Annotated in this window: 39 protein-coding genes; 3 read left to right on the top strand and 36 right to left on the bottom strand. The window is 64.8% G+C overall.

Features of this window, described 5'->3' with window-relative positions:
* Positions 1 to 54: 54 nt before the first annotated feature.
* From KF730_RS04890 to KF730_RS04880, 3 genes are all read right to left on the bottom strand, one after another.
* Positions 55 to 1,398 (bottom strand): HAMP domain-containing sensor histidine kinase, encoded by a 1,344-nt coding sequence (locus KF730_RS04890; protein WP_294092613.1) that lies wholly within the window; start codon positions 1,396 to 1,398, stop codon positions 55 to 57.
* Positions 1,395 to 2,087, bottom strand: coding sequence for a response regulator transcription factor (locus KF730_RS04885; RefSeq protein WP_294092612.1), 693 nt, complete (start codon positions 2,085 to 2,087; stop codon positions 1,395 to 1,397). The genes KF730_RS04890 and KF730_RS04885 overlap by 4 nt, the downstream gene beginning before the upstream one ends.
* 96 nt (positions 2,088 to 2,183) lie before the next feature.
* The gene (locus tag KF730_RS04880) at positions 2,184 to 2,342 is read right to left on the bottom strand and encodes a hypothetical protein (protein ID WP_294092611.1); all 159 of its coding nucleotides are present in this window, start codon (positions 2,340 to 2,342) and stop codon (positions 2,184 to 2,186) included.
* Between the two features lie 144 nt (positions 2,343 to 2,486).
* On the opposite strand from KF730_RS04880, the gene KF730_RS04875 reads away from it, so the two are divergent.
* Positions 2,487 to 2,912: a hypothetical protein gene (locus KF730_RS04875; RefSeq protein WP_294092610.1), complete on the top strand. Its 426-nt coding sequence runs from the start codon at positions 2,487 to 2,489 to the stop codon at positions 2,910 to 2,912.
* 35 nt (positions 2,913 to 2,947) lie between these two features.
* Here the strand turns inward: KF730_RS04875 and KF730_RS04870 are convergent, their stop codons facing one another.
* From KF730_RS04870 to rpsL, 30 genes are all read right to left on the bottom strand, one after another.
* Positions 2,948 to 3,601: an adenylate kinase gene (locus KF730_RS04870; protein WP_294092609.1), complete on the bottom strand. Its 654-nt coding sequence runs from the start codon at positions 3,599 to 3,601 to the stop codon at positions 2,948 to 2,950.
* Positions 3,602 to 3,632: 31 nt separating this feature from the next.
* Positions 3,633 to 4,994, bottom strand: a complete 1,362-nt coding sequence (secY, locus tag KF730_RS04865) for a preprotein translocase subunit SecY (RefSeq protein WP_294092608.1) — start codon at positions 4,992 to 4,994, stop codon at positions 3,633 to 3,635.
* Between the two features lie 131 nt (positions 4,995 to 5,125).
* Positions 5,126 to 5,671 (bottom strand): 50S ribosomal protein L15, encoded by a 546-nt coding sequence (gene rplO / locus KF730_RS04860; protein ID WP_294095714.1) that lies wholly within the window; start codon positions 5,669 to 5,671, stop codon positions 5,126 to 5,128.
* A 95-nt stretch (positions 5,672 to 5,766) separates the two neighbouring features.
* Positions 5,767 to 5,943: a 50S ribosomal protein L30 gene (rpmD, locus tag KF730_RS04855; protein WP_294092607.1), complete on the bottom strand. Its 177-nt coding sequence runs from the start codon at positions 5,941 to 5,943 to the stop codon at positions 5,767 to 5,769.
* A gap of 6 nt (positions 5,944 to 5,949) precedes the next feature.
* Positions 5,950 to 6,657: a 30S ribosomal protein S5 gene (rpsE, locus tag KF730_RS04850; protein WP_294092606.1), complete on the bottom strand. Its 708-nt coding sequence runs from the start codon at positions 6,655 to 6,657 to the stop codon at positions 5,950 to 5,952.
* Between the two features lies 1 nt (position 6,658).
* Positions 6,659 to 7,018, bottom strand: coding sequence for a 50S ribosomal protein L18 (rplR, locus tag KF730_RS04845; RefSeq protein WP_294095711.1), 360 nt, complete (start codon positions 7,016 to 7,018; stop codon positions 6,659 to 6,661).
* A complete protein-coding gene (gene rplF / locus KF730_RS04840; RefSeq protein ID WP_294092605.1) occupies positions 7,018 to 7,551 on the bottom strand; it encodes a 50S ribosomal protein L6 in 534 nt (177 codons plus the stop codon). The genes rplR and rplF overlap by 1 nt, the downstream gene beginning before the upstream one ends.
* A 1-nt stretch (position 7,552) precedes the next feature.
* The gene (gene rpsH, locus KF730_RS04835) at positions 7,553 to 7,948 is read right to left on the bottom strand and encodes a 30S ribosomal protein S8 (protein ID WP_066797082.1); all 396 of its coding nucleotides are present in this window, start codon (positions 7,946 to 7,948) and stop codon (positions 7,553 to 7,555) included.
* A 10-nt stretch (positions 7,949 to 7,958) separates the two neighbouring features.
* Entirely contained in the window at positions 7,959 to 8,264 is a 306-nt protein-coding gene (rpsN, locus tag KF730_RS04830) for a 30S ribosomal protein S14 (protein WP_294092604.1), read from the bottom strand.
* Positions 8,265 to 8,282: 18 nt separating this feature from the next.
* Positions 8,283 to 8,864: a 50S ribosomal protein L5 gene (gene rplE / locus KF730_RS04825; RefSeq protein WP_294092603.1), complete on the bottom strand. Its 582-nt coding sequence runs from the start codon at positions 8,862 to 8,864 to the stop codon at positions 8,283 to 8,285.
* A complete protein-coding gene (gene rplX, locus KF730_RS04820) occupies positions 8,857 to 9,174 on the bottom strand; it encodes a 50S ribosomal protein L24 (protein ID WP_294092602.1) in 318 nt (105 codons plus the stop codon). The genes rplE and rplX overlap by 8 nt, the downstream gene beginning before the upstream one ends.
* A gap of 1 nt (position 9,175) precedes the next feature.
* Positions 9,176 to 9,544 carry a 50S ribosomal protein L14 gene (gene rplN, locus KF730_RS04815; protein WP_066797091.1) on the bottom strand — a complete coding sequence of 123 codons (369 nt, stop codon included), beginning with the start codon at positions 9,542 to 9,544 and terminating at the stop codon, positions 9,176 to 9,178.
* Between the two features lie 170 nt (positions 9,545 to 9,714).
* Entirely contained in the window at positions 9,715 to 9,984 is a 270-nt protein-coding gene (gene rpsQ / locus KF730_RS04810; protein WP_294092600.1) for a 30S ribosomal protein S17, read from the bottom strand.
* 10 nt (positions 9,985 to 9,994) lie between these two features.
* Positions 9,995 to 10,198, bottom strand: a complete 204-nt coding sequence (gene rpmC / locus KF730_RS04805; RefSeq protein WP_294092599.1) for a 50S ribosomal protein L29 — start codon at positions 10,196 to 10,198, stop codon at positions 9,995 to 9,997.
* 1 nt (position 10,199) lies between these two features.
* The gene (rplP, locus tag KF730_RS04800; protein ID WP_294092598.1) at positions 10,200 to 10,634 is read right to left on the bottom strand and encodes a 50S ribosomal protein L16; all 435 of its coding nucleotides are present in this window, start codon (positions 10,632 to 10,634) and stop codon (positions 10,200 to 10,202) included.
* Between the two features lie 15 nt (positions 10,635 to 10,649).
* Positions 10,650 to 11,357 carry a 30S ribosomal protein S3 gene (gene rpsC, locus KF730_RS04795; RefSeq protein WP_294092597.1) on the bottom strand — a complete coding sequence of 236 codons (708 nt, stop codon included), beginning with the start codon at positions 11,355 to 11,357 and terminating at the stop codon, positions 10,650 to 10,652.
* Positions 11,357 to 11,734 carry a 50S ribosomal protein L22 gene (gene rplV, locus KF730_RS04790; protein WP_066797103.1) on the bottom strand — a complete coding sequence of 126 codons (378 nt, stop codon included), beginning with the start codon at positions 11,732 to 11,734 and terminating at the stop codon, positions 11,357 to 11,359. The genes rpsC and rplV overlap by 1 nt, the downstream gene beginning before the upstream one ends.
* Positions 11,734 to 12,009 carry a 30S ribosomal protein S19 gene (gene rpsS / locus KF730_RS04785; protein WP_066797106.1) on the bottom strand — a complete coding sequence of 92 codons (276 nt, stop codon included), beginning with the start codon at positions 12,007 to 12,009 and terminating at the stop codon, positions 11,734 to 11,736. The genes rplV and rpsS overlap by 1 nt, the downstream gene beginning before the upstream one ends.
* Positions 12,009 to 12,857 carry a 50S ribosomal protein L2 gene (gene rplB / locus KF730_RS04780; protein WP_294092595.1) on the bottom strand — a complete coding sequence of 283 codons (849 nt, stop codon included), beginning with the start codon at positions 12,855 to 12,857 and terminating at the stop codon, positions 12,009 to 12,011. Before rplB ends, rpsS begins: the two co-directional genes overlap by 1 nt.
* Positions 12,858 to 12,860: 3 nt before the next feature.
* Positions 12,861 to 13,178, bottom strand: a complete 318-nt coding sequence (locus KF730_RS04775; RefSeq protein ID WP_066797112.1) for a 50S ribosomal protein L23 — start codon at positions 13,176 to 13,178, stop codon at positions 12,861 to 12,863.
* Positions 13,171 to 13,800 carry a 50S ribosomal protein L4 gene (rplD, locus tag KF730_RS04770; protein ID WP_294092594.1) on the bottom strand — a complete coding sequence of 210 codons (630 nt, stop codon included), beginning with the start codon at positions 13,798 to 13,800 and terminating at the stop codon, positions 13,171 to 13,173. Before rplD ends, KF730_RS04775 begins: the two co-directional genes overlap by 8 nt.
* Positions 13,801 to 13,802: 2 nt before the next feature.
* Positions 13,803 to 14,561, bottom strand: a complete 759-nt coding sequence (gene rplC, locus KF730_RS04765; protein WP_294092593.1) for a 50S ribosomal protein L3 — start codon at positions 14,559 to 14,561, stop codon at positions 13,803 to 13,805.
* Between the two features lie 337 nt (positions 14,562 to 14,898).
* On the bottom strand, positions 14,899 to 15,210 hold the full coding sequence (rpsJ, locus tag KF730_RS04760; RefSeq protein ID WP_010545719.1) for a 30S ribosomal protein S10: 312 nt from the start codon (positions 15,208 to 15,210) through the stop codon (positions 14,899 to 14,901).
* A gap of 132 nt (positions 15,211 to 15,342) precedes the next feature.
* Positions 15,343 to 15,870 (bottom strand): hypothetical protein, encoded by a 528-nt coding sequence (locus KF730_RS04755; protein ID WP_294092591.1) that lies wholly within the window; start codon positions 15,868 to 15,870, stop codon positions 15,343 to 15,345.
* The gene (locus KF730_RS04750; RefSeq protein WP_294092590.1) at positions 15,867 to 16,484 is read right to left on the bottom strand and encodes a hypothetical protein; all 618 of its coding nucleotides are present in this window, start codon (positions 16,482 to 16,484) and stop codon (positions 15,867 to 15,869) included. Before KF730_RS04750 ends, KF730_RS04755 begins: the two co-directional genes overlap by 4 nt.
* Positions 16,481 to 16,753: a PadR family transcriptional regulator gene (locus KF730_RS04745; protein ID WP_294092589.1), complete on the bottom strand. Its 273-nt coding sequence runs from the start codon at positions 16,751 to 16,753 to the stop codon at positions 16,481 to 16,483. The genes KF730_RS04750 and KF730_RS04745 overlap by 4 nt, the downstream gene beginning before the upstream one ends.
* Positions 16,754 to 16,910: 157 nt before the next feature.
* On the bottom strand, positions 16,911 to 18,107 hold the full coding sequence (gene tuf, locus KF730_RS04740; RefSeq protein WP_294092588.1) for an elongation factor Tu: 1,197 nt from the start codon (positions 18,105 to 18,107) through the stop codon (positions 16,911 to 16,913).
* A 92-nt stretch (positions 18,108 to 18,199) separates the two neighbouring features.
* Complete coding sequence (fusA, locus tag KF730_RS04735; RefSeq protein ID WP_294092587.1) at positions 18,200 to 20,293, bottom strand: elongation factor G; 2,094 nt, start codon at positions 20,291 to 20,293, stop codon at positions 18,200 to 18,202.
* Positions 20,294 to 20,358: 65 nt separating this feature from the next.
* Positions 20,359 to 20,829 (bottom strand): 30S ribosomal protein S7, encoded by a 471-nt coding sequence (gene rpsG / locus KF730_RS04730; protein WP_294092586.1) that lies wholly within the window; start codon positions 20,827 to 20,829, stop codon positions 20,359 to 20,361.
* A gap of 57 nt (positions 20,830 to 20,886) precedes the next feature.
* Positions 20,887 to 21,258: a 30S ribosomal protein S12 gene (gene rpsL / locus KF730_RS04725; protein WP_019831557.1), complete on the bottom strand. Its 372-nt coding sequence runs from the start codon at positions 21,256 to 21,258 to the stop codon at positions 20,887 to 20,889.
* Positions 21,259 to 21,532: 274 nt separating this feature from the next.
* Here rpsL and KF730_RS04720 point away from each other — a divergent pair, with 274 nt between their 5' ends.
* Together KF730_RS04720 and KF730_RS04715 are read left to right on the top strand one after the other, a co-directional pair.
* Positions 21,533 to 22,126, top strand: coding sequence for a hypothetical protein (locus KF730_RS04720; RefSeq protein ID WP_294092585.1), 594 nt, complete (start codon positions 21,533 to 21,535; stop codon positions 22,124 to 22,126).
* On the top strand, positions 22,126 to 22,629 hold the full coding sequence (locus KF730_RS04715) for a polymer-forming cytoskeletal protein (protein ID WP_294092584.1): 504 nt from the start codon (positions 22,126 to 22,128) through the stop codon (positions 22,627 to 22,629). The genes KF730_RS04720 and KF730_RS04715 overlap by 1 nt, the downstream gene beginning before the upstream one ends.
* An 80-nt stretch (positions 22,630 to 22,709) precedes the next feature.
* On the opposite strand, the gene KF730_RS04710 is transcribed toward KF730_RS04715, so the two are convergent.
* From KF730_RS04710 to KF730_RS04700, 3 genes are all read right to left on the bottom strand, one after another.
* Positions 22,710 to 23,285 (bottom strand): DUF4142 domain-containing protein, encoded by a 576-nt coding sequence (locus KF730_RS04710; protein ID WP_294092583.1) that lies wholly within the window; start codon positions 23,283 to 23,285, stop codon positions 22,710 to 22,712.
* 102 nt (positions 23,286 to 23,387) lie between these two features.
* Positions 23,388 to 23,732: a DUF3140 domain-containing protein gene (locus KF730_RS04705; protein WP_294092582.1), complete on the bottom strand. Its 345-nt coding sequence runs from the start codon at positions 23,730 to 23,732 to the stop codon at positions 23,388 to 23,390.
* 62 nt (positions 23,733 to 23,794) lie between these two features.
* Complete coding sequence (locus KF730_RS04700; RefSeq protein WP_294092581.1) at positions 23,795 to 24,403, bottom strand: carboxypeptidase-like regulatory domain-containing protein; 609 nt, start codon at positions 24,401 to 24,403, stop codon at positions 23,795 to 23,797.
* Position 24,404: the final 1 nt, after the last annotated feature.

Genomic DNA, 24,404 nt, shown 5'->3' with positions numbered 1-24,404 from the left:
CTCGCCGCCCCTTGTCGCATCGTGCCGTTAACCGGGAGTTGATGGCCGCGAGGCTCAATCATACGGGATGACGATCGCGGCGATCAGCCCCGGATCGTTGTCGGCGAGCTCCAGGCGGCCACCGTGGAGGCGAGCCACCGCGTCGACCAGCGCCAGCCCCAGCCCCGCGCCGGGCAGGCTGCGGGCGCTGTCGAGGCGGCCGAAGCGGCTGCGGGCGCGGTCCTGATCGGCGGGAGCGATGCCGGGGCCGCGATCGGCGACAGTGATGCGCAGCGCGCCATCGGCACTGGATAGCGACAGGGCGATCTCGCCCCCCTGCCCGGCATGGCGCAGCGCGTTGTCGATGAGATTAGCGATCGCCTGGCTGAGCAATTCGCGATGGAGCCGCGCCGGCGGCGCCGGCTGGATATCGAGCGCGAAGCGGAGGCCGGCATCCTCGGCAACGGGGGCGTAGAGATCGGCGATCTCTTCGATCAGCCCGGCGGGGTCGAGCGTGACCAGGGCGTCGCGTGTAACCGCTTCGGACCGGCTGATCTCCAGCAGGACGGTCAGCATCCGCATCACCAGATCGGTCTCGGCGGTGAGGCCGGCGAGCGCGGCGTCGCGCTGGGCCGGCGTCGGCGCCGAGGAAGCGGCCTCGGCACGGGCGCGCAGGCGGGCGATCGGCGAGCGCAGATCATGGGCGATCGAATCGGTGACGATGCGCAGCTCGGCCATCAGCCGGTCGATCCGGTCGAGCATGCCGTCGATCCGGCTGCCGAGCCGGTCGAAGGCGTCCCCGCCGCCCGCGACGGTGCCGACACGGCGGGTCAGATCGCCAGCGGCGACGGCATCGACCGCGCCAGCGATGCGATTGAGCCGAGTGCTGACATAGCGGGTGAGGACGAGGCCGGCGGCGACGCCGAGCAGGACCGAAAGCAGGATGGCGAGGAGCAGCGCCCGCTCGATGGTGCGCTGGGCGCGCTCCCAATCGTCGAGCAGGCGGCCGCTCACCAGCCAGTCGCGCCCGACCGGACGGATCGCGAAACCGACCTCGCGCTGTCCCCAGTCGCCGTTCAACGCCAGCGTATCGATGCGGAACGGCTCGGCGGCGGGGACGAAGGCGAGGCGATCGGGACCGACGCCGAGACGGCGCTGGCCCTGCCCATCGACGACTTCGGCGACGAGCGAATCGTCGCCCTCCTGCGCATCGCTGATCGCCTGCGCCAGCGCATCGGTGCCGCCCGAGCGCCAGACCGCGGCGAAGGTATCGGCCTGCTCGACGGTGTCGCGGCGCAACTGGCCGATCGCGTCGTCATGGGTCTGCTGCCAGACGAAGCCGGCGATCACGAAGCTCGACGCGAGGGCGAGCGCGACGGCGAGCAGCGCCAGCCGCGCCGTGATCGACAGGCGGATCATTCGTCGGGCGACAGCCGGTAGCCGGCGCCGCGCACGGTATGCAGGATCGGCGTGGCGAAGCCCTCTTCGAGCTTGCGGCGCAGGCGTCCGATATGGACGTCAACGACGTTCGAGCCCGGATCGAAATGATAGTTCCAGATCTTCTCGAGCATCATCGTCCGGGTGACGACCTGCCCGGCATGGCGGGCGAGGAATTCGAGCAGGTTGAACTCGCGCGCGCCGAGCGGAATGGCGCGGCCGGCGCGCTGGACGGTGCGCGCGAGCAAATCGATTTCGAGGTCGCCGACCGACAGGCGCGTCGGCGCGGACCCGACCGAAACGCCCTCGGCGCGGCGCAGCAGGGCCTCGGCGCGGGCGAGCAGTTCGGTGAAGGAGAAGGGCTTGGTGAGATAATCGTCGGCACCGGCACGCAGGCCATTGACCCGGTCGTCGACGGTGCCGAGCGCGGACAGGACCAGCGCCGGAGTGCGGATGCCCGCGGCCCTGAGCGCGCCGAGCACCGAAAGGCCGTCGAGCCCCGGCAGCATACGATCGATGACGATCAGGTCGAAAATGCCCTCGGACGCGAGAAACAGACCATCGCGGCCATCGCCGCAGCTTTCGACAGCGAACCCGGCCTCGCCCAGCCCCTTGGCCAGATAGGCGGCGGATGCGGCGTCGTCTTCGACGATCAGGATCTTACGGGTCATATGCAGGCCTCGTCACCGCTTAGGACGCCAAACGGCCGGCGGAAAGGGGTCTCCGCCGGCCGTCAATCACAGGGCAGTGATTAGAGAGGCGCGGGGTTACTTCGCCTTCTTGGCCGCCTTGGCGGGCTTTGCGGGCTTGGCCGGCTTCTCGGCCTTGACCTTGTGGGTGGTGGTCTTGTGGGTGGTGGTGCCCGCCATTGCCGGCGCGGCGATCATCGACAGCGCGGCGAGCGGGAGGAGGAAACGAGCGTTCATCTTGCAATCTCCAGACCGGGCGGCACCAACGCCGTCCGTGGAAATGCTTCTACGCCGGCGAGTCAGCCGCTCCGGTGACGCGGAGATGAAGATTTTGTCATGTTGCGATTTTCATACATCATGCCCGGACTTAGAATGCCGGGCATGGCATTCCGCAGCTACGTTTTCGGAGAGGGTGACATTGGCCTGGTCCGGGTTGTCGCCATAGGCGGCGTAATTGCTGCGCTGGTGATTTCGTGGTGGCTGCCAGCGACACCTCCGCCTCCTTTCCCGCGTGCCGACGCACAAGGCTATTACAGCGCGCCGGGCTGGCCGCCGCTGAGGATTACCGAAACCGAATTCCAGATGGCAGGATTGCCGCCGCGATCTTATGCTGTAGATCGCGGCAAGCAGTCGATCAGCGTCTCAGTCTCGCCCGGTGTCGAGCGCGCACCCAACGCGCAGAACGAAGGCGGCAGCTTTGTACGCGGCAACGCCAGCTACATATTCGGCTTGCGCCGCGAAGACGATGGCAGCTTTGTCTGGACCACCGGATCGGGGCGATCGGATGGCTTGATGTGGCAGGCGTAGTCTACGCGCGCACGTCCTGCCCGGCAAATTAGCCTCTAGCTCCGTCCGTCCAAAACCGCCGCGATCGCCGCGGTCACATGATCCATGTCGGCCATGCCATCGACCCGGCTGACGATGCCGCGCGCTTCGTAGATCGGCAGGATCGGCGCGGTCTTGGCGCGATATTCCTCCATCCGCGTGCGGACGGTGGCTTCATTGTCGTCGGGGCGGCGCTTGAACGCATGCTCCCCGCATACGTCGCAGGTGTCGGCCTGTTTGGGCTGCTTGAACTTGTCGTGATAGTTCGCGCCGCAATTGGCGCAGCTGAAGCGGCCGGTGATGCGCTCGACCAGCGCATCCTCATCGACCTGCAGCTCGATGACGTGCTGGAGCTCGCGGCCATGCGCGGCGAGCAGACCGTCGAGCGATTCCGCCTGCGCGGCGGTGCGCGGATAGCCGTCGAAGATCGCGCCCTGATCGTCGGACATCGAGCCGAGCTTGTCGTCGATCAGCGCCGACACGATCTCGTCCGAGACGAGCGCGCCCGAATCCATCACGGCGGCGACCTGATGCCCCAATGGGGTATCGGCCTTGCGCGCGGCGCGGAGCATGTCGCCCGTGGAGAGCTGGATCATGCCCCGGCCGGTAACCAGCCGCTCCGCCTGGGTGCCCTTGCCGGCACCCGGCGGTCCCAACAGGATGATGTTCACGCCCAACTCTCCCTGTTGTTCGCTGCGCCGTTTAGCGCCCGCGGCCCTTGAGCTTCGCCTTCTTGATCAGGTCGCCATATTGATGGGCGAGCAGATGCGACTGGATCTGGGTGACCGTGTCCATCGTCACGTTGACGACGATGAGCAGGCTGGTGCCGCCCATCAGGAACTGCACGCCCATCGTCGCGATCAGATATTCGGGCACCAGACAGATGAAGGTCAGGTACGCCGCACCGATCACGGTGATGCGGGTGAGGACATAGTCGAAATATTTCTCGGTATTCTTGCCCGGACGGATGCCCGGGATGAACCCGCCATATTTCTTCAGATTCTCCGCCGTCTCCTCGGGGTTGAAGACCACCGCGGTGTAGAAGAAGGTGAAGAAGATGATGCCCGCGCCATAGAGCGTCATGTACAGCGGCGAACCGTGGCGCAGATAGGTGTTGAGGGTGATGATGAAGTCGCCCCAGCTGCTCTCGCCCGCGGTCATATTGCCGGCGAACTGCGTGATCGTCAGCGGCAGCAGCAGCAGCGACGAGGCGAAGATCGGCGGAATGACGTTGGCGGTGTTGAGCTTGAGCGGCAGATGGCTGCGCTCCGCCTGCACCCCGCGCGCGGTCTGGCGCTTGGGATACTGGATCAGGATACGACGCTGTGCGCGCTCCATGAAGCAGATCAGCAGGACGATCGCGGCGACGCCGACCAGGATCAGGATCAGCCGCAACGGATCGATCGTGCCCTGACGGCCGCTCTCGAACAGCTGGACCATCGTCTGCGGCAGACGCGCGACGATGCCGGCCATGATGATCAGCGAGATGCCGTTGCCGATGCCGCGGCTGGTGATCTGCTCACCGATCCACATCAGGAACAGGGTGCCGCCGATAAGGCTGATCACCGCGCCGACGCGGAACAGCAGGCCCGGCTCGATCACGGCCTGAAGACCCTGGGTCGCGCCGAAGCTCTCAAGCCCGACGGCAATGAACCAGCCCTGCACCGCGGTCAGCGCGACCGTGCCATAGCGGGTATATTGGTTCAGGCGCTTGCGGCCGCTCTCGCCTTCCTTCTTGATCGCATTGAGCTGCGGCGACAGCGAGGTCGCCAGCTGCACCACGATCGAGGCGGTGATGTAGGGCATCACGCCGAGCGCGACGACCGACATGCGGCTGAGCGCGCCACCGGTGAAATTGTTGAAGAAGTCGAGGACGCCGCCCTGAGTCTGCTCCGCCAGCAGGTTCAGCTGGGTGGGATCGACGCCCGGCAGCGGCACATAGCTCAGCATGCGGAAAACGATCAGCGCGCCGAGGGTGAACCACAGCCGCTTCTTGAGATCGGTCGCCTGAGCGAACTTGCTCAGGCTGATGTTGGATGCGAGCGCATCGGATGCGGATGCCATGTGCGTATTCGTCCTGGAAACTGAAACGGCGGCGGACGCCGATTAACGCCCCCCGCCGCTCATATAGGCACGCTCGCCGGGTTGTCTAACCTGTCGAGCAATTTGTCCCCGGCTTTTGGCCGGGAACGAAATCAGGCGGCCTTGCCGCCCGCCTTCTTGGCGGCGATGACCTTCTGCACCGAACGGTGCTTGGCCTTGGCCTTTTCGGCGGCGGGAACGATCTCGGGGATGTTCACCGAACCGCCCGCCTTCTCGACCGCTTCCTTGGCGGTCTTTGAGGCGCCGGCGACGGTGAAGTTCAGCTTGGCCGAGAACTCGCCCTTGGCGAGCAGGCGCACGCCGTCCTTGCCGCCGCGAGTCAGGCCGGCCGCGTTGAGCGCCGCCTGGTCGATGGTCGCCTTGGCGTCGAGCTTGCCGGCATCGACCGCCTTCTGGATCGCGCCCAGGTTCACCTCGGAATAATCCTTGGCGAAGATATTGTTGAAGCCGCGCTTCGGGATGCGCATGTGGAGCGGCATCTGACCGCCCTCGAAGCCGTTGATCGAAACGCCTTCACGGCTCTTCTGACCCTTCTGGCCACGGCCGGCGGTCTTGCCCTTGCCCGAACCGATGCCGCGTCCGACGCGCATCCGGCCCTTGCGGGCGCCTTCATTGTCCTTGAGTTCGTTGATCTTCATGTCGTGCACTCGCTTTCGCTTTTGTCGCGCTGGTGAAATTGGAAAGGGGGCCGCTTAGCCCCCTCCCCTTCGCCTGTCTAGGTTGAGAGCGGGACTTAGTCCTGGATCTCGACCATGTGCTGAACCTTGCGGATCATGCCGCGAACCTCGGGGCTGTCCTGAAGCTCGCTGACGCGATGCATCTTGTTCAGGCCGAGGCCGATCAGCGTCGCGCGCTGATCCTTGGTGCGGCGGATCGGCGAACCGGTCTGCTTGATCTTGATGGTAGCCATTGTCGCTTACTCCGCGATCGCGGCCGCATCCGCCTCGGCGGTCTGCGAACCACCGCGGCCGAGCAGGTCGGCGATCTTCTTGCCGCGCCGCTGAGCGACCGACTTCGGCGAAGTCTGCTCGTTCAGCGCCTCGAAGGTGGCGCGGATCATGTTGTAGGGGTTCGACGTGCCGACCGACTTGGTGACGACGTCCGCGACGCCCAGCGATTCGAAGATGGCGCGCATCGGGCCACCCGCGATGATGCCGGTGCCGGCCGGAGCCGAGCGAACCGTCACGCGGCCTGCGCCGAAGTGACCGTTGCCGTCATGATGCAGGGTGCGGCCTTCCTTGAGCGGAATGCGGACCATCGCCTTCTTCGCCGAAGCGGTCGCCTTCGAAATGGCTTCCGGCACTTCGCGCGCCTTGCCATGACCGAAGCCGACACGGCCCTTGCCGTCGCCGACCACGACGAGTGCCGCGAAGCCGAAGCGCTTGCCGCCCTTCACCGTCTTCGAGACGCGGTTGATGTGGACCAGCTTCTCGATCAGCTCTTCGCCGCCATCGTCCTGCGCGCCGCGACGGTCGTCGCGACGGCCGCGGTTGCCGTCACGGCCGCCACGGTTGTTGCCGCCGCCGGGGCCGCGTCCACGGCCGCCACGCGGGCCACGGCCCTCGGGTGCGCCGGCGTCCTGCGCCTCGACCGGAGCTTCGGTCGTGTTGATTTCGTCCGCCATCTTAGAACTCCAGTCCGCTCTCACGAGCGGCATCGGCCAGCGCCTTGACGCGGCCATGATAGAGGAAGCCGCCACGGTCGAAGACGACCTGCGTCACGCCGGCAGCCTTGGCCGCCTCGGCAACGCGCTTGCCAACTTCCTGCGCCGCGGCGACGTTCGAGCCGGCCTTGCCCTTGACGCTCTTGTCGAGCGTCGAGGCCGAGGCGACGGTCTTGCCGGCGGCATCGTCGATCACCTGGGCATAGATGTGCTTGCCCGAGCGATGGACCGAAAGACGGGGACGGCCACCCGAACGCGCACGAAGCGCGGTACGGTTGCGGCGGCGACGCTTGTCGAAAAGCGAGAGACCCTTGGTGCTGATCACTTCTTCTTCCCTTCCTTGCGGAAGATGAATTCGCCGTCGTACTTGATGCCCTTGCCCTTATAGGGCTCCGGCTTGCGCCAACGGCGGATTTCCGCGGCCACCTGGCCGACCTTCTGCTTGTCGATGCCCGAGATCTCGACCGTGGTCTGATCCGGCGTCTTGATCTCGATACCCTCTGGGATGTCGAAATTGACGTCGTGCGAATAGCCGAGCTGGAGCTTGAGCACCTTGCCCTGCGACGCCGCGCGATAGCCGACGCCGGTGATCAGGAGCTTCTTGGAGAAGCCCTCGGTCACGCCGGTCACCAGGTTCTGAACGAGCGTGCGCTGCATGCCCCAGAAGGCACGCGCCGACTTGCTGTCGTTGGCCGGCTGCACCGAGATGCCGCCGTCCGAAAGCTCGTACTTGATCTCGTCGCGAAGCGTGAGCGACAGGGTGCCCTTCGGACCCTTCACGCTCAGCACGCCGCCGTCGATCGAGGCGGTGACGCCTGCCGGTACGGTTACCGGCTTCTTGCCGATGCGGCTCATATCAGAACACCTCCGCGAGCACTTCGCCGCCGACATTCTGCTCGCGCGCTTCCGCGTCCGAGAGAACGCCGCGAGGCGTCGAAACGATCGTGATGCCGAGGCCGTTGCGCACGCGGGGCAGTTCCTGCGAACCCGAATAGACGCGGCGGCCGGGCTTCGAGACGCGCGCGACATGCTTGATCGCGGGCTGGCCCTCGAAATATTTCAGCTCGATACGGATGCCCGCGGCGGGGCCCATCTGCTCTTCGCTATAGCCACGGATATAGCCTTCGCGCTGGAGCACATCGAGAACGCGCGCACGCAGCTTGCTCGCCGGAGTCAGGACGGAGTCCTTCCGGGCGCGCTGGCCGTTGCGGATGCGGGTGAGCATATCACCCAGGGGATCGGTCAATGCCATCGATCTATCCTTACCAGCTCGACTTGGTGACGCCGGGGATCAGGCCCTTGTTGGCCAGATCGCGCAGCATGACGCGAGCGAGACGGAACTTGCGGTAGTAACCGCGCGGGCGGCCGGTCAGCTCGCAGCGGTTGCGAATCCGCGTGGGATTCCCGTTGCGGGGGATTTCGGCCATCTTCAGCCGCGCGATCAGGCGCTCGGTCTCGTCGAGCGACTTGTCATTCGCGGTCGCCTTGAGCTTCGCGTACTTGCCGGCATACTTCTTCACCAGCAGCTTGCGCTTCTCGTTCTTGTTGATCGAACTCAGTTTCGCCATGGACTTAAGCTCTCTTCGTTATGCGGCTTGCGCTTCGCCGTCCGCATCGAGCGGGAACGGGAAGCCAAAAAGACGGAGAAGCTCGCGAGCTTCGTCGTCAGTCTTCGCGGTGGTGGTGACGATCACGTCCATGCCGCGGATCTTGTCGACCTTGTCGTAGCTGATTTCCGGGAAGATCAGCTGCTCCTTCAGACCGCAGGCATAATTGCCACGGCCGTCGAACGACTTGGGGTTCAGACCACGGAAGTCGCGAACGCGCGGCAGCGCGATCGTGACGAAACGGTCGAGGAACTCGTACATGCGCTCACGGCGAAGGGTGACCTTCACGCCGATCGGCATGCCTTCACGCAGCTTGAACTGCGCGATCGACTTCTTCGCCTTGGTGATCACCGGCTTCTGGCCCGCGATCAGTTCCATTTCAGAAGCGGCCTGCTCGACCTTCTTCTTGTCCTGGGTCGCTTCGCCAACGCCCATGTTCAGCACGATCTTGTCGATCTGCGGAACTTCCATGACGTTCTTGTAGCCGAACTTCTCGGTCATCGCCTTGGCGATCTTCTCGTCATAGAGCTTGCGCAGACGAGGGGTGTACTTATCAGCCATTGATGACCTCCCCGGTCTTGACCGCGACGCGAACCTTCTTGCCGTCGCGCTCCTCGAAGCGGACGCGGGTCGCCTTGCCGTCCTTGGTCACATGCGCGACCTTCGAGACGTGCATCGGCGCTTCCGAACGCTCGAGACCACCCTGCGGGTTGGCCTGCGAAGCCTTGCGGTGGCGCACGGCGACGTTGATGCCGGCGACGACGACCTTGCCTTCCTTCGGCAGCGACTGGGTGACTTCACCGGTGCGGCCCTTGTCCTTGCCGGACAGGACGATGACCTGGTCACCCTTCTTGATCTTGGCGGACGCCATTTTACAGCACCTCCGGCGCAAGGCTGATGATCTTCATGAAGCCCTTGTTGCGGAGCTCACGAACCACCGGCCCGAAGATACGGGTGCCGATCGGCTCCTCGTTCTTGTTGACCAGCACGGCGGCATTGCCGTCGAAACGAATGACCGAGCCATCGGCGCGGCGGATGTCCTTGGCGGTGCGGACGATGACGGCACGGTGAACGTCACCCTTCTTCACCTTGCCGCGAGGCTGCGCTTCCTTGATGCTGACGACGATCACGTCGCCAACGCCGGCCACGCGGCGCTTCGAGCCGCCCAGCACCTTGATGCACTGCACCCGCTTCGCGCCGCTGTTGTCTGCGACGTCGAGATTGGACTGCATCTGGATCATCGATCCGGTTCCTTCTCTCTTGGCCTACCGGGACCAATGGCCCGGGGGTTCCAGTTCCTCCGGGTCGCCCCGAAACTCTAATCGTCACCCCGGCGAAAACCGGGGCCCAGGGTTACGGGCGATGCCGCTCCTGGCTCTGGGTCCCGGCTTTCGCCGGGATGACGTCGAAATTATTCCGCCGTCACCTTGGCGGGCGTCGCGTGGGTGTTGACCCGCTCGATCACCTTCCAGGTCTTCAGCTTCGAAATCGGCGCGGTCTCTTCGATGCGCACGGTCTCGCCGGCCTTGTATTCATTGCCCTCGTCATGGGCGTGATACTTCTTCGAGCGGCGGATGATCTTGCCGTAGAGCGCGTGCTTAACCTTGCGCTCCACCAGCACCACAACCGTCTTGTCGCCCTTGTCCGAGACAATGTTCCCGGTCAGCACGCGCTTCGGCATGTCTCGTTCCTTACTTGGCAGCCGAGCGCGAGCGCTCGTTCTGCAGCGTCTTGATGCGGGCGATGTCGCGACGGACTTCCTTGACCCGGCTCGACTTTTCGAGCTGGCTGGTCGCGGCCTGGAAGCGAAGGTTGAACGCCTCGCGCTTCAGGTTGCCGAGCTCTTCGCTCAGCTGGTCCTCGGTCTTCGCACGAAGATCGGTAGCCTTGGTCATCTTACAACACTCCCAGGTGCGAGGTGTCGCCCAGGCGGGCCACGACCTTGACCTTGATCGGCAGCTTCATCGCAGCGCGCGAGAACGCTTCCGCGGCGAGCGGGCCGGGAACGCCGTCCAGCTCGAAGAGGATGCGGCCCGGCTTGACGCGGGCGGCCCAATATTCCGGCGCACCCTTGCCCGAGCCCATGCGGACTTCGGCCGGCTTCGACGAAACCGGAACGTCCGGGAAGATGCGGATCCAGAGGCGACCCTGGCGCTTGATGTGACGCGTGATCGCACGGCGGGCCGCTTCGATCTGGCGCGCGGTGATCCGCTCCGGCTCCATCGCCTTCAGGCCATAGGAGCCGAAGTTCAGCGTGGTCCCACCCTTGGCGTCGCCATGGATGCGGCCCTTGAACTGCTTGCGGTGCGCAAACTTCTTCGGTTGCAACATTGCTCTGTCCTAGCCTTAGCGACGGTCTTCGCGCGCCGGGCGAACGCCCGAGGTCTGCGATTCCATGTTGAGACGGTCGGTCGCCATCGGATCGTGGCCGAGGATCTCGCCCTTGAAGATCCAGACCTTGACGCCGCACACGCCATAGGCGGTGTGGGCCTCGGCCTCGGCGTGGTCGATGTTCGCGCGCAGCGTGTGCAGCGGAACGCGGCCTTCGCGATACCATTCCGAACGGGCGATCTCGGCGCCGCCGAGACGGCCGCCGCAGTTGATCCGGATGCCTTCGGCACCGAGGCGCATCGCCGACTGCACCGCGCGCTTCATGGCGCGACGGAAAGCGATACGGCGCTCGAGCTGGTCGGCAATGCCCTGCGCGACGAGCTTGGCATCGACTTCAGGCTTGCGAATCTCGACGATGTTCAGCGAGACGTCCGACGAGGTCATCTCGCCCAGCGTCTTGCGCAGCTTCTCGATGTCGGTGCCCTTCTTGCCGATGATCACACCGGGGCGCGCCGCGTAGATCGAGATGCGGCACAGCTTGGCCGGACGCTCGATCACCACCTTCGAGATCGCGGCCTGGGGCAGCGTCTTGAGGATGAACTTGCGGATCTTGAGGTCCTCGATGAGGAGGCGGCCGTAATCGGCGCCCTCCGCGAACCAGCGGCTATCCCAGGTACGGTTGATCTGCAGGCGCAGGCCGATCGGATTGCTCTTGTGACCCATTATGCTTCTTCCTGCTCGCGGACGACGATGCGAAGACGGCTGAACGGCTTCAGGATGCGGGTGGACTTGCCACGGCCGCGGGTCGCGAAGCGCTTCATCGTGATCGACTTGCCGACCGAAGCCTCGGCGACGACGAGCGCGTCGACATCGAGGTTATGGTTGTTTTCCGCATTGGCGATCGCCGAGGCGAGAACCTTGCGGGCATCGACGGCCATCGCCTTGGTCGAGAACTGGAGGATGTTCATCGCATCGCCAGCCTTCTTGCCGCGGATCAGGCCAGCGACCAGATTCAGCTTCTGCGCCGAACCACGGATCTGCGTGCCGACCGACAGCGCCTCATTGTCGGCGACGCGACGGGGTGCCTTGGGCTTGGACATTAGCGCTTACCCTTCTTGTCGGCGGCGTGGCCGGGGAAGAAGCGGGTGGGAGCGAACTCGCCGAGCTTCATGCCAACCATGTCCTCGTTGACCGACACCGGCACGAACTTGCGGCCGTTGTAGACGTTGAACGTGAGGCCGACGAAATCGGGCAGGATCGTCGAGCGGCGCGACCAGGTCTTGATCGGCGCGCGCGCGTTGGTTTCCTGCGCGGTCTGAGCCTTTTTCAGCAGATGCAGGTCCACGAACGGACCCTTCCATACCGAGCGAGCCATTACTTCTTCCTCGCGTGACGGCTACGGATGATCATCTTGTCCGTCGCCTTGTTGTGGCGGGTGCGCGCACCCTTGGTCGGCTTGCCCCATGGGGTGACCGGATGACGGCCGCCCGAGGTCCGGCCTTCACCACCGCCGTGCGGGTGATCGACCGGGTTCTTGGCGACGCCGCGGGTCAGCGGACGCTGGCCGAGCCAGCGATTGCGACCGGCCTTGCCGAGGTTGGTGTTCTGGTTGTCCGGGTTGGACACCGCACCGACCGTCGCCATGCAGTTCGAGTGGATGTAGCGCTGCTCGCCCGAATTGAGGCGAACGATCACCATGCCGCGGTCACGGCCGACGACCTGCACATAGGTGCCGGCCGAACGCGCGATCTGACCGCCCTTGCCCGGCTTCATCTCCACATTGTGGACGATGGTGCCGACCGGCATCGAGCCCAGCTCCATGGCGTTGCCCGGCTTCACGTCGGTCTTCTTCGACGCGATCACCTTGTCGCCGACGCCGAGGCGCTGCGGAGCGATGATGTAGGCGATGCGATCCTTGCCGTTCTCGTCGGCGCCGTAGTTCACGAGCGCGATGAAAGCGGTGCGGTTGGGATCATATTCGATCCGCTCGACGGTGCCCTCGACGTCCCACAGGCGGCGCTTGAAATCGACGATGCGATAGCGCTGCTTGTGACCGCCGGCGATGCCGCGCGAGGTCACGTGACCCTTGTTGTTGCGGCCACCGGTCTTGCGCTTGCCTTCGGTGAGAGCCTTGACCGGACGACCCTTGTACAGGCTCGAACGGTCGATCAGGATCAGCCCGCGCTGCGACGGCGTCGTCGGGTTATAATTCTTGAGTGCCATGACTTAGTTGACCCCCGCGGTCACATCGATCTGGTCGCCGTCGGCGAGCGTCACGATTGCCTTCTTGATGTCCGACCGGGTGTAGGGCTTGCCCTTCCACTTCTTGGTCTTGCCCTTCTGGACGATCGTGTTGACGCCGGTGACCTTGACCGAGAACAGCGCCTCGACGGCGGCCTTGATCTCTGGCTTGGTGGCGTCGCCAGCGACCCGGAACACAACCGCGTTGTGCTCCGAAACCATGGTCGACTTCTCGGTGATGTGCGGCGCGACAATCACGTCATAATGACGGTTGTCGATCGCGGCTGCCTGCTTCTTAGCCATTGAAGCGCGCCTCCAGCTTCTCGACGGCAGCGCGGGTCAGGACCAGCGTGTCGTGCTTCAGGATGTCATAGACGTTGGCGCCGATGGCCGGGAGGACGTTCACCGTGTGCAAATTGCCCGCGGCGAGCGCGAAGCTGTTCTCGACGGCGTCGCCATCGATGACCAGCGTCTTGCCGTACTTCAGCTTCTCGAGGTTGCCCGCGAGCGTCTTGGTCTTGTTGTTCTCGATCGCGATGCTGTCCATGACGACCAGCGAACCGGCCTTGGCATGGGTGCTCAACGCCATCTTGAGGCCGAGCGCGCGGATCTTCTTGTTCAGCGACGGATTGAAGTCGCGAACGCGAGCGCCGTGCGCCTTACCGCCGCCGATGAACACCGGAGCGCGGCGATCGCCGTGACGGGCGGTACCGCCGCCCTTCTGGCGACCGAACTTCTTGCCGGTGCGGGCGACGTCGGCACGCTCGCGGGTGCCCCGGGCGGTGCCGCGGCGCTTTTCGAGCTGCCAGGTGACGACGCGGTGCAGGATGTCCGCGCGCGGCTCAACGGCGAAGATCGCGTCGTTGAGCTCGAGCTCGGCGCCCTTGGCCGCCTTGCCGTCGAGGGTTTGAACCTTGACCTTCACGTTCAGCCCTCCTGGCCTTCGGTCGCCTCGGGAGCCTCGGTCACTTCGGCCGGAGTCTCCGCGGGGGCGGTGTCGTTGTTGTTGGCGGCAGCCTTGAGGCCAGCCGGGAACGGCGCGTCGGCGTGACGGGCAACCTTGACGCTGTCCTTGACGAACAGCCAGCCGCCCTTCGAGCCAGGGACCGAACCCTTGACGAAGATCAGGCCGCGCTCGACGTCGGTGCCGACGATCTCGAGATTCTGCTGGGTGCGGAACTTGTCACCCATGTGACCGGCCATCTTCTTGTTCTTGAAGACCTTGCCCGGATCCTGGCGCTGACCGGTCGAACCGAGCGAGCGGTGCGAGACCGAGACGCCGTGGGTGGCGCGCAGACCGCCGAAGCCCCAACGCTTCATGCCGCCGGCGAAACCCTTACCCTGGGTACGGCCCTGAATGTCGACGAACTGGCCGGCGACATAATGGTCGGCCGAGATCTCGGCGCCCACTTCGAGCAGGCCGTCGGCATCGACGCGGAATTCATGGACGATCGCCTTGGGCTCGACCTCGGCCTTGCCGAAATGGCCGCGCTGCGGCTTGGCGACGTTCTTGCTCTTCGCCGAGCCGGCGCCGAGCTGGACGGCGGTGTAGCCGTCGCGATCCTGTTCGCGGACGGAGACGACCTGAACGCCTTCGAGAGCCAGAACGGTGACCGGCACGTGGCGGCCGTCGTCCTGGAACAGGCGGGTCATCCCCAACTTCTTCGCGATCACGCCAGTGCGCATGATCTTGTGCTCCTATACAGAGGCACCCGCGGAACCATTCCCCCGGGTGCGTGCTCCAGCCCCAAATATGATGCGAGCCCCCGTCTGGGCTGGGCTCCGCCGAAGCGGAGGACGGGGGACGCAGACCCGGACACTCCGAAGAGGCCGGCGGTATCCCTGTTTCCTGGTCAGCGCGCGCTTGGCGCCCTCACCGTTCCTTGCATCGGGTCGGGATCGACCCTGTCGAGGAACCGCGCGAATCCCCTGTGGGGAGACGCGAATCTCGTGTGGAGGCGCGCCTTTACGTCAGCAGCGCTTCCCTGTCCACCCCCGCATGTGCGGAAGCGGCAAACCGCCTTTAGGCGAGTTTGATCTCGACATCGACGCCGGCGGCGAGGTCGAGCTTCATCAGCGCGTCCACGGTCTGCGGAGTCGGCTGAACGATGTCGAGCATACGCTTGTAGGTGCGCGTCTCGAACTGCTCGCGGCTCTTCTTGTCGATATGGGGACCACGGTTGACCGTGAACTTGTCGATGTGCGTCGGCAGGGGGATCGGACCACGGATCAGAGCGCCGGTGCGGCGCGCGGTGTCGGCGATGTCGCCGGCAGCCTGATCAAGCACGCGATGATCGAAAGCCTTCAGGCGAATGCGAATATTCTGCGTTTCCATGGTTTCCTACCGATGCGAAAGAGCGGACCCCGTTGGACAGGGTTCTTGCTGTTCAAAACTCAAACTGGAGGCGGGCCACTACTCGGAAGCCCGGAATGAATCAACCCCGCGGCCCGGATTTTTTCGCGCGCCTCATCGCGACCAGCAATAGCCGGTCGGCTGGCCCTGCTCGGGCAGAACCCGCACCCGGCGCTTGCCCCAATAGCTGATATCGATCGAGAAACGGACCGGCGACCCGGCGCGGGTGTAGATTTCCTGGTCGCCACGAAACTCGCTGGGGCCGGTACGGCACAGCGACCAGCCATTCCGCTTGAGCAGCTTGCCGATCGTCCAGACCGCTTCCTGATCGTCATTGCTCCAAAGCGTCAGCTGGCGGAAGCCGCCACGGCCGTCGCCCCCGCGCAGATCGACGGCGGCCCCATATGGCCCCTGCCCCATCAGCGTCACGTCCTCCTTGCGGCAGCGCAGCCTGTTGGCGGTCGTGTTCACGCAATAGGTAAAGCCGGCGCGCAACGCATCGGTCAGGCTGCCTTGCACCGGAAGCGCGCCAAGCAACAGCGCCCCGGGCGGCGGCGGCGGTGAATCATGGCCGGCGACCAGCACCGCCGCCATGATTCCAAGCGCGCAGGCCGCAAGCCCCGAGGACTCCCGGCCGATCATGCAAGGCGACTGGCCCAGCGCGCCATCAACCCGATCACCGTCAGTTCGACCGCCAACGCCGTCACCTGGATAAGAACCGGCAGGGTGCTGGAGAAAACCAGTCCGGTGAACACCGCCAGCGTCGCGGTGATCGCCGCATTGGCCCGCGCCGCCACCGCCACCCGCGCCCAATCGCGTTCCAGCATGTCCCAGGCGATGCGGAGGTGGCCCACGCCCAGGAAGACGATCAGGAGCGCCAGCGAAGGCAACGCCGCACGATTGGCCTCGTGCAGGAACATGGCGGCATCGCCATTGCCCTTCGGCAGGCTCATCGCCTGCATCTGCATCAGATAGGAATAGGGGAAATCAAACAGCACGCCGAAGATCAGTCCGGTGGCGATCGGCACCATCAGCCCCAATGCGAGCGCATGGCTCCAAAGCGCGAACCGGCCGGATTCATGATGCGGCAGTTCGCGCAACGCACCCAGCAGACACCCGATCGCGAAGCGCAGCGGCTGTCCATCGCGCCACGCCGCGTCGAACTCGGCCTCCATCGCCAGGCCCCATTCGCGCCGGTGCTCGCCGAGGCAGCGGACCGCCATGACCATCAAGGCGCGGGACAGAAGCACGGTCACGCGAGCGACGCCTTCGCGGCCGGAAGCGGATCAACTTTCTCCAGCTCCAGCGCGAGCGCCAACCCCTTCGCGGTCAGGCGGTAGGCGTGCCGTGCCGGACGTCCGGGCTGCACCGGCTCGCGCCATTCGGCTTCCACCACCCCGTTGTCGGTCATCCGCATCAACAGCGGATAGAGCGTACCCGACAGCAGGCCGGTTTCCTTCATCAGGTCATAGCCGTGCCGCCATTGCCGCGCCTGCGCGGACAGCGCGGCGAGAACCAGTCGCATCTGCTTCGAGGGCTGACGGTCACGGGGCATGGCGCAATATACAACATATGTAGATTTAAGAGTCAAACGCTCTCGCGTGGCGCGTGCCAGGCAAACGAAAAGCCCGGCCTCCCCTGCGGGAGACCGGGCCTTCGAACTCAACCCTAAAGGGTGAAGCTTACTTCGAGATCTCGGCGACGACGCCGGCACCCACGGTGCGGCCGCCTTCGCGGATCGTGAAGCGCTGGCCGACGTCCATGGCGATCGGCGCGATGAGCGTGACGCCCAGCGCGACTTCGTCGCCCGGCATGACCATCTCGGTGCCCTCGGGCAGCTGGATGGTGCCGGTCACGTCGGTGGTGCGGAAGTAGAACTGCGGACGATAGTTCGCGAAGAACGGCGTGTGACGGCCGCCCTCGTCCTTCGACAGCACATAGACCGACGACTTGAAATCGGTGTGCGGCTTGATCGAACCCGGCTTGGCGAGAACCTGGCCACGCTCGACCTCTTCACGGCCGACGCCGCGGATCAGCGCGCCGATATTGTCGCCGGCTTCACCCTGATCGAGCAGCTTGCGGAACATCTCGACGCCGGTGACGGTGGTCTTGCGGACGGCTTCCTGGATGCCGACGATCTCGACTTCCTCGCCAACCTTGACGATGCCGGTCTCGACGCGGCCGGTGACGACCGTGCCGCGGCCCGAGATCGAGAACACATCTTCGATCGGCATCATGAACGGCTTGTCGAGCGGACGCTCCGGCTGGGGGATCGACTCGTCGACGGCGGCCATGAGGGCGAGGATCGCGTCCTTGCCGAGCTTGTCGTCGCTGCCCGAGAGCGCGGCGGTCGCCGAACCACGGATGATCGGAATATTGTCGCCGTCGAACTCGCGCTTGCTGAGCTCTTCACGGATTTCCATCTCGACCAGCTCGAGGATTTCCTCGTCGTCGACCAGATCGACCTTGTTGAGGAAGACGACCATCGTCGGCACGCCGACCTGACGGGCGAGCAGGATGTGCTCCTTGGTCTGCGGCATCGGGCCGTCGGTGGCGGCAACGACGAGGATCGCGCCGTCCATCTGGGCCGCGCCGGTGATCATGTTCTTCACATAGTCGGCGTGGCCGGGGCAATCGACGTGCGCATAGTGACGCTTGTCGGTCTCATACTCGACGTGCGCGGTCGAGATGGTGATACCGCGCTCGCGCTCTTCCGGAGCCTTGTCGATGTTGGCGAAGTCAACGGCCGCGTTGCCCGCGACGTTCTCGGCCAGGATCTTGGTGATCGCGGCGGTCAGCGAGGTCTTGCCGTGGTCGACGTGACCGATGGTGCCGATGTTGAGGTGCGGCTTGTTCCGCTCAAATTTTGCCTTGGCCATTGGTTTCCTACCTTCTGAATTCAATTTCGCGGCCGGTCAGGGCGCCACGCGAACGCGGCCCCTTAGCGACCTATTTCCTCTAGCGCCAGCCCTTAGGCCAGCTTCGCCTTCACTTCATCTGCGACGTTCTGCGGCACTTCGTCATAGTGCGAGAACTGCATCGAGTAGCTCGCGCGGCCCTGGGTGAACGAGCGCAGCGAGTTCACATAGCCGAACATGTTGGCCAGCGGGACCATCGCCTCGACCGTCTGCGCGTTGCCGCGGCTGTCGGTGCCCTGGATCTGGCCACGGCGGCTGTTCATGTCGCCGATGACATCGCCCAGATAATCCTCCGGGGTGACGACTTCGACCTTCATGACCGGCTCGAGGAGCGTGATGCCCGACTTCTGGGCAGCCTCGCGCATCGCGGCACGGCCCGTGATTTCGAACGCCAGCGCCGACGAGTCGACGTCGTGGTACGCGCCGTCATAGAGCAGGATCTCGAAGTCGATGATCGGGAAGCCGACCAGCGAACCGGTAGCCGCCGTCTCGCGCATGCCCTTCTCGATCGCGGGGATATATTCCTTGGGAATGTTACCGCCCTTGATCTCATCCTTGAAGATGATGCCCGCGCCGCGCTCACCCGGGGTCAGCTTGACCTTGATACGGCCGAACTGGCCGGTGCCGCCCGACTGCTTCTTGTGGGTGTAGTCGATGTCGACCGGCTTCTTCAGATACTCGCGATAGGCGACCTGCGGCGCGCCGACATTCGCCTCGACCTTGAACTCGCGCTTCATGCGGTCGACCAGGATCTCGAGGTGAAGCTCGCCCATGCCCTTGATGATGGTCTGGCCCGATTCGTGATCGGTCGAGACGCGGAACGAGGGATCCTCGGCGGCCAGGCGGTTGAGCGCGATGCCCATCTTCTCCTGATCGGCCTTGGTCTTCGGCTCCACCGACAGCTCGATCACCGGCTCGGGGAATTCCATCCGCTCGAGGATGATCGGCGCGGACGCGTCGCACAGCGTGTCGCCGGTCGTCGTTTCCTTCAGACCCGCGATCGCGACGATATCGCCGGCGCGCGCTTCCTCGATGTCCTCACGCGAGTTCGCGTGCATCAGGAGCATGCGGCCGATCTTCTCCTTCTTGTCCTTCACCGAATTCAGGTAGCTGCCCTTGGTCAGCGTGCCCGAATAGATGCGCGCGAAGGTCAGCGAGCCGACGAACGGGTCGTTCATGATCTTGAACGCAAGCAGCGACATCGGCGCGTCATCGGCCGGCGGGCGCGAATCCGGGGTCTCGCCGTCGAGCTTGACGCCCTGCACGTCGGGAATGTCGAGCGGCGACGGCAGATAGTCGACCACCGCGTCGAGCAGCGGCTGGACGCCCTTGTTCTTGAACGACGAACCGCACAGCACCGGCACGAAATCGAACGCCAGCGTGCCCTTGCGGATCAGCTTCTTGAGCGTGGGGACGTCGGGCTCGTTGCCTTCGAGATAGGCCTCCATCGCCGCGTCGTCCTGCTCGACGGCGATCTCGATCAGCTCGCTGCGGGCAGCGGCGGCCGCGTCCTTCATGTCGTCCGGAATCTCGCGATATTCGAACTTCGCGCCGAGCGACTCGTCGAGCCACACGATCGCGCGGTTCTCGACCAGGTCGACCAGGCCGATAAACTGGCTCTCGAGACCGATCGGAAGATACAGCACGGCCGGACGCGCGCCCAGGCGATCCTTGATCATCTGCACACAACGCTCAAAGCTCGCGCCGGTACGGTCGAGCTTGTTGACGTAGCACATGCGCGGCACGCGATACTTGTCGGCCTGACGCCACACCGTCTCCGACTGCGGCTCGACGCCAGCGACGCCGTCGAAGCAGGTCACCGCGCCGTCGAGCACGCGCAGGCTGCGCTCGACTTCGATCGTGAAGTCGACGTGGCCGGGCGTGTCGATGATGTTGATCAGGTGCTCTTCGCCCTTGCCCTCGGCGGCGCGCCACTTGCACGTCGTCGCGGCGGAGGTGATCGTGATCCCGCGCTCCTGCTCCTGCTCCATCCAGTCCATCGTCGCGGTGCCTTCATGCACTTCGCCGATCTTGTAGGACTTGCCGGTGTAATAGAGGATGCGCTCGGTCGTCGTCGTCTTGCCGGCGTCGATGTGCGCCATGATGCCGATGTTACGATAGCGGTCGAGCGGATGGCTGCGGGCCATGATCGTGGTTCCTTAAGGATTTGGAGAGCCGGACGTTCCGGCTCCCCAGAATGTAGTTATGTTTTTTACCAGCGGTAGTGGCTGAACGCGCGGTTCGCTTCCGCCATGCGGTGCGTGTCTTCGCGCTTCTTCACCGCGTTGCCGCGATTGTTGGCGGCGTCGAGCAGTTCACCCGACAGACGGGCCGACATGGTGTGCTCGCTGCGGTTGCGCGCGGACGAGATCAGCCAGCGGATCGCCAGCGCCTGGGCGCGCTCGGGGCGCACTTCGACCGGAACCTGATAGGTCGCACCGCCGACGCGGCGCGAGCGGACTTCGATGCCTGGCTTGATGTTGTTCAGCGCATCATGGAACACGCCGATCGGCTCGCGCTTGGCGCGCTGCTCGACGGTTTCGAGCGCCGAATAGACGATGTTCTCGGCGACGGACTTCTTGCCGTCCAGCATCACCGAATTCATGAACTTGGAGAGAACCTCATCACCATAAACGGGATCAGGCAGGATTTCCCGCTTCTCGGGACGACGACGACGTGCCATCTTGAATTTCCTTCTAAACTTCAGCCGATCCGGAACCCGTCCGGGGCTTACTTTGGCTTATTTGGGACGCTTGGCGCCGTACTTCGAACGCGACTGCTTGCGGTCCTTGACACCCTGGGTATCGAGAACGCCGCGCAGGACGTGATAGCGAACGCCGGGAAGATCGCGAACGCGGCCGCCGCGGATCAGCACCACCGAGTGCTCCTGAAGGTTGTGACCTTCGCCCGGGATATAGCTGATGACTTCGCGCTGGTTGGTCAGGCGAACCTTGGCAACCTTGCGGAGCGCCGAGTTCGGCTTCTTCGGAGTCGTCGTATAGACGCGCGTGCAAACGCCACGCTTCTGCGGGTTCTGCTCCATCGCAGGGACCTTGCTCTTGGCCTTCTGCGGTTCGCGGCCCTTGCGGACCAGCTGGTTAATCGTCGGCATGAAAGCCCTTCACCTTATGTTGCCCGGAAAATCCGGAGGTTACTTTGCTGGAACAAGAGAGAATACGAAAAGGCCCCGGGTGTCCTTGACCCCCCGGGCCATTGCGTTTCCAGCAACGTTCAGCTCTTGTCGCGATGCGGCCACGGCCATAGCCGGCACGCTTCGAGACGGTGGCGCCTATAGCGGCGAGGCCCGATATGGTCAACCGCCCCTCCCCGGAGAATCTCCCGCCCGGATAAGGATGCGTCAACGCCTCCTCCGCTAGGCTGCGCGGATGATCGTGCGCAACCCGCTTGGCCGCTGGCAAAGACCGCTCACCGCGCTGGGCGCGGCGGCGGCTACGCTCGCGTTCGGGCTGGCCGGGCCGGCGCTGCCGGGTGTGACGCCGCTGTTCGGCTGGGGCGGGCTCGGGCTATTGCTAGCCGGGTGCGCCGGGATGCTCGCCTGGCATGTGGCGCGGACGCGCGTGACACCGGCGGGAGCATCAGGCTGGGTGGGTGTCGCCCTGCCCGCATCCATCCTCACGCTTTCAATTCCAACGATCGGCGCGGCAGCTTTGCTGGTGCCCGCATTGCTGGTGATTCGCCGCGTTCAGTCCGATTCGGGCGCATGCCTGCCAGCGCTGGCCGTACTCGGCGGCGCGCTGGCGATGCTGACCGCCATCGCGGCGAACCCGCTTATCGGCGCTTTCGCCTGCGCAACGATCCCCGCAATCGCCTGGGTTTCGATGCGCGGTTCGGTGCTCGCGGCGGCCAACGATAATCCCTCTATGGAACGGCTCGAAGAAATCTGGCCTCTGCACCCCCGTGCAAGCTATGCTAATCGAGTGGGAGGGAACTCCGAATCCGGGTCTTGGGGAGCAGCGTAATGTTCAATAGTAATCGTGGCCGCGGTCGTGACGAGCGTCCGGCAATGCCGCCGCCGGCTCCGCCGGCCCAGACGGGCGGCGCCAAGCGCGGCATGTTCTCGGTGCTCGGGCCCGACGTGATCGTCACCGGCAATGTGACGGCAAGCTCGGATCTCCACATCGACGGCCGCGTCGAAGGCGATGTCAATTGCGGCAGCTTGGCGCAGGGCGCCGAGAGCCAGATCTTCGGCAGCGTCACCGCCGAGGTCGCCCGCATCGCCGGTGCGGTCGAAGGCACCGTCCGCGTTCGCAACCTGACCGTCGAGCGTTCAGCGAAGATCAGCGGCGATGTCGAATATGAGAACATCACCATCGAGAATGGCGGCCATATCGACGGGCGTCTCAAGCATATGAGCACGATCCAGCAACAGCAGCAGGCCGCGCCGGCTGCTCCCGCCGCCGGCCCGCGCCCGGTGGAGGTCACGCCGCCCTATCCGACAGCGGCCAACGAACACGCGGCCTGAGCCAGACGCTCTAGCCGATAAAGAAAGGCCGCGTTCCCTCACCGGGAGCGCGGCCTTTTCCTTCGGACGTGATCCGGAGCCTACATGCCCTTGATCCTGTCGAGGTGCATCTGGACGACCTTGACGGTGTTCGATGCGAACGCCTTGAGTTCGGGAACGTCGCCGTTCGCCGCATAATCCTTCATCGCCGCCAGCGCCTTCTCGTGCGCCACGACCTGCTGCGACTTGTAGGCGGTGTCGAAGTCCGCGCCGGTCGCATCGCGCAGTGTCGCGAGATTGGCTTCCTGCTCGGCGTTGAGCGCGGGGTTGGGCGTGATCGCCGGATTGGCCTTGGCCGCCGCGGCCTTGAGCTTGGCGGTCGATTCGGTGTGGGCCTTCTCCATCATCGCTCCGAAATCCTTGAGCGCCTGGCTGGTGGCCTTTTCCTTGGCGAGCTTGCCGGCCTCGACTTCGTACCAGTCGCTGGCGCCGGCGGTGTTGGCGAATGCCTGGCCGGGCGAGGCCGCCTCGCCCGTCACCATCGCATTGTCCATGTCCATATTTTCCATGGGCACCGGGCTTTCCATGGTGGTGACGGTATTGTTGGTCTTGTCGCCGCCGCAGGCACCGAGCGCGAGGGCGGGGGCAAGACCGAGAGCGATCAGGTTCCTATGCATGCAGATATCTCCTCTGATCGTGGCCCAACGCCATATCGAGGGCACCGTTCCGGCGAGGACTGTCCGGAAACACAATAAAATCAGCGAGCTAATCTGGATCAGTCATTTGAGCGGGTCATGCCCCCAGTTCATCAGCGAGTAGCGCCAGCGTGAGGTGGGAACGCGGAACTCGTCATGCGGCCCCTGCCCGCAATGCCGCTTCACGAAGCCGACCACCTTGCGCATGTGCGCATAGTCGCCGCCGTCTAGCTCGGCCTTCCGGGTCCGCAATATCTGGACGATCCGCCGGCCCGAGGCGTGGCCGACGCTCTCGGTTGCGCCCGGCCGCTTGAAGCCGACCTGTCTGCTCTCCTCGGTATCGAGCCAATCCTCGATCTCGGCGGGCGCCATGTTCACCGCATCGTGAAAGGCGCGGTAGACGGCGTCGTGATCATCCTTGGCGGGCATGGCGACTCAACCCGTACCGCGCGCCGGACGTTCCGCGAGATCCAGACCGGCCTGCACCGAAGCTAAACGCGCTTGGGATCGGGCGCGCCGCCGTCGATCAGCATCTTGCCGACGATGATGCATCCGCTCTCGTCAGGGCTCTTCGGCGCCGCGATCTCGCTGCTCGCGACAATCACGTTTTCGACCGTCCAGCTATCCCCGCAATCGGGAACGAAGGTCAGCGTGTAGGTGCCGGCGGGCAGGTGCTTGAGCTTGTATTTGCCGTTGGCTTTCGATGTCGTGCGGTACGAATTGCCGCTCGTGTCTGTGGCCGTGACCTTGGTGCGAAAGCCATATGTCATCACGTCGCCCGAAATCGCACCCTTGGGGCGATCCTGCCCTGCCAATGCAGGCTGGCTTGCGAGCAGGCCTGCCGAGGCGCCGGCAGCAATCACCATCCGCCGCATGCCGCCTCCGCGCTTCACTGCGACCACACCATCCGCATCGATACGCGCACGAACGCAGCTGTCCGGAGCGCGGCGGAGCAACGCCTCGGCTTCCTCCAGTTCGTATTGTGACAGATCGTGGATGACCTTGTCGCATCGCGCGCAGACCCGGTTGCAGCCAGAGGGCTTCATCGCCTCCCATTTCTCGTCGCAGGGCGTGGGGAAGCTTACGCGCAGGTCGGTCACG

It is taken from the genome of Sphingomonas sp., from assembly GCF_019635515.1.
Classification (GTDB): Bacteria; Pseudomonadota; Alphaproteobacteria; order Sphingomonadales; family Sphingomonadaceae; genus Sphingomonas.
The sequence above is the reverse complement of the archived record's forward strand: the minus strand, read 5'-3'. Positions and strand labels throughout refer to the sequence as shown.

Excerpts from the sequence above, each read along its gene's own strand:
- KF730_RS04890 (WP_294092613.1), bottom strand. The coding sequence starts at position 1,398 with ATGATCCGCCTGTCGATCACGGCGCGGCTGGCGCTGCTCGCCGTCGCG.
- KF730_RS04885 (WP_294092612.1), bottom strand. The coding sequence starts at position 2,087 with ATGACCCGTAAGATCCTGATCGTCGAAGACGACGCCGCATCCGCCGCC.
- KF730_RS04880 (WP_294092611.1), bottom strand. The coding sequence starts at position 2,342 with ATGAACGCTCGTTTCCTCCTCCCGCTCGCCGCGCTGTCGATGATCGCC.
- KF730_RS04875 (WP_294092610.1), top strand. The coding sequence starts at position 2,487 with ATGGCATTCCGCAGCTACGTTTTCGGAGAGGGTGACATTGGCCTGGTC.
- secY (WP_294092608.1), bottom strand. The coding sequence starts at position 4,994 with ATGGCATCCGCATCCGATGCGCTCGCATCCAACATCAGCCTGAGCAAG.
- rplO (WP_294095714.1), bottom strand. The coding sequence starts at position 5,671 with ATGAAGATCAACGAACTCAAGGACAATGAAGGCGCCCGCAAGGGCCGG.
- rpmD (WP_294092607.1), bottom strand. The coding sequence starts at position 5,943 with ATGGCTACCATCAAGATCAAGCAGACCGGTTCGCCGATCCGCCGCACC.
- rpsE (WP_294092606.1), bottom strand. The coding sequence starts at position 6,657 with ATGGCGGACGAAATCAACACGACCGAAGCTCCGGTCGAGGCGCAGGAC.
- rplF (WP_294092605.1), bottom strand. The coding sequence starts at position 7,551 with ATGAGCCGCATCGGCAAGAAGCCGGTAACCGTACCGGCAGGCGTCACC.
- rpsH (WP_066797082.1), bottom strand. The coding sequence starts at position 7,948 with ATGGCATTGACCGATCCCCTGGGTGATATGCTCACCCGCATCCGCAAC.
- rpsN (WP_294092604.1), bottom strand. The coding sequence starts at position 8,264 with ATGGCGAAACTGAGTTCGATCAACAAGAACGAGAAGCGCAAGCTGCTG.
- rplE (WP_294092603.1), bottom strand. The coding sequence starts at position 8,864 with ATGGCTGATAAGTACACCCCTCGTCTGCGCAAGCTCTATGACGAGAAG.
- rplX (WP_294092602.1), bottom strand. The coding sequence starts at position 9,174 with ATGGCGTCCGCCAAGATCAAGAAGGGTGACCAGGTCATCGTCCTGTCC.
- rplN (WP_066797091.1), bottom strand. The coding sequence starts at position 9,544 with ATGATCCAGATGCAGTCCAATCTCGACGTCGCAGACAACAGCGGCGCG.
- rpsQ (WP_294092600.1), bottom strand. The coding sequence starts at position 9,984 with ATGCCGAAGCGCGTGCTGACCGGGAACATTGTCTCGGACAAGGGCGAC.
- rpmC (WP_294092599.1), bottom strand. The coding sequence starts at position 10,198 with ATGACCAAGGCTACCGATCTTCGTGCGAAGACCGAGGACCAGCTGAGC.
- rplP (WP_294092598.1), bottom strand. The coding sequence starts at position 10,634 with ATGTTGCAACCGAAGAAGTTTGCGCACCGCAAGCAGTTCAAGGGCCGC.
- rpsC (WP_294092597.1), bottom strand. The coding sequence starts at position 11,357 with ATGGGTCACAAGAGCAATCCGATCGGCCTGCGCCTGCAGATCAACCGT.
- rplV (WP_066797103.1), bottom strand. The coding sequence starts at position 11,734 with ATGTCCAAGCCCAAGGCACCCCGTCGCGTCGCCGACAATGAGGCGCTG.
- rpsS (WP_066797106.1), bottom strand. The coding sequence starts at position 12,009 with ATGGCTCGCTCGGTATGGAAGGGTCCGTTCGTGGACCTGCATCTGCTG.
- rplB (WP_294092595.1), bottom strand. The coding sequence starts at position 12,857 with ATGGCACTCAAGAATTATAACCCGACGACGCCGTCGCAGCGCGGGCTG.
- KF730_RS04775 (WP_066797112.1), bottom strand. The coding sequence starts at position 13,178 with ATGGCTAAGAAGCAGGCAGCCGCGATCGACAACCGTCATTATGACGTG.
- rplC (WP_294092593.1), bottom strand. The coding sequence starts at position 14,561 with ATGCGCACTGGCGTGATCGCGAAGAAGTTGGGGATGACCCGCCTGTTC.
- rpsJ (WP_010545719.1), bottom strand. The coding sequence starts at position 15,210 with ATGGAAACGCAGAATATTCGCATTCGCCTGAAGGCTTTCGATCATCGC.
- KF730_RS04755 (WP_294092591.1), bottom strand. The coding sequence starts at position 15,870 with ATGATCGGCCGGGAGTCCTCGGGGCTTGCGGCCTGCGCGCTTGGAATC.
- KF730_RS04745 (WP_294092589.1), bottom strand. The coding sequence starts at position 16,753 with ATGCGACTGGTTCTCGCCGCGCTGTCCGCGCAGGCGCGGCAATGGCGG.
- tuf (WP_294092588.1), bottom strand. The coding sequence starts at position 18,107 with ATGGCCAAGGCAAAATTTGAGCGGAACAAGCCGCACCTCAACATCGGC.
- fusA (WP_294092587.1), bottom strand. The coding sequence starts at position 20,293 with ATGGCCCGCAGCCATCCGCTCGACCGCTATCGTAACATCGGCATCATG.
- rpsG (WP_294092586.1), bottom strand. The coding sequence starts at position 20,829 with ATGGCACGTCGTCGTCGTCCCGAGAAGCGGGAAATCCTGCCTGATCCC.
- rpsL (WP_019831557.1), bottom strand. The coding sequence starts at position 21,258 with ATGCCGACGATTAACCAGCTGGTCCGCAAGGGCCGCGAACCGCAGAAG.
- KF730_RS04720 (WP_294092585.1), top strand. The coding sequence starts at position 21,533 with ATGATCGTGCGCAACCCGCTTGGCCGCTGGCAAAGACCGCTCACCGCG.
- KF730_RS04715 (WP_294092584.1), top strand. The coding sequence starts at position 22,126 with ATGTTCAATAGTAATCGTGGCCGCGGTCGTGACGAGCGTCCGGCAATG.
- KF730_RS04710 (WP_294092583.1), bottom strand. The coding sequence starts at position 23,285 with ATGCATAGGAACCTGATCGCTCTCGGTCTTGCCCCCGCCCTCGCGCTC.
- KF730_RS04705 (WP_294092582.1), bottom strand. The coding sequence starts at position 23,732 with ATGCCCGCCAAGGATGATCACGACGCCGTCTACCGCGCCTTTCACGAT.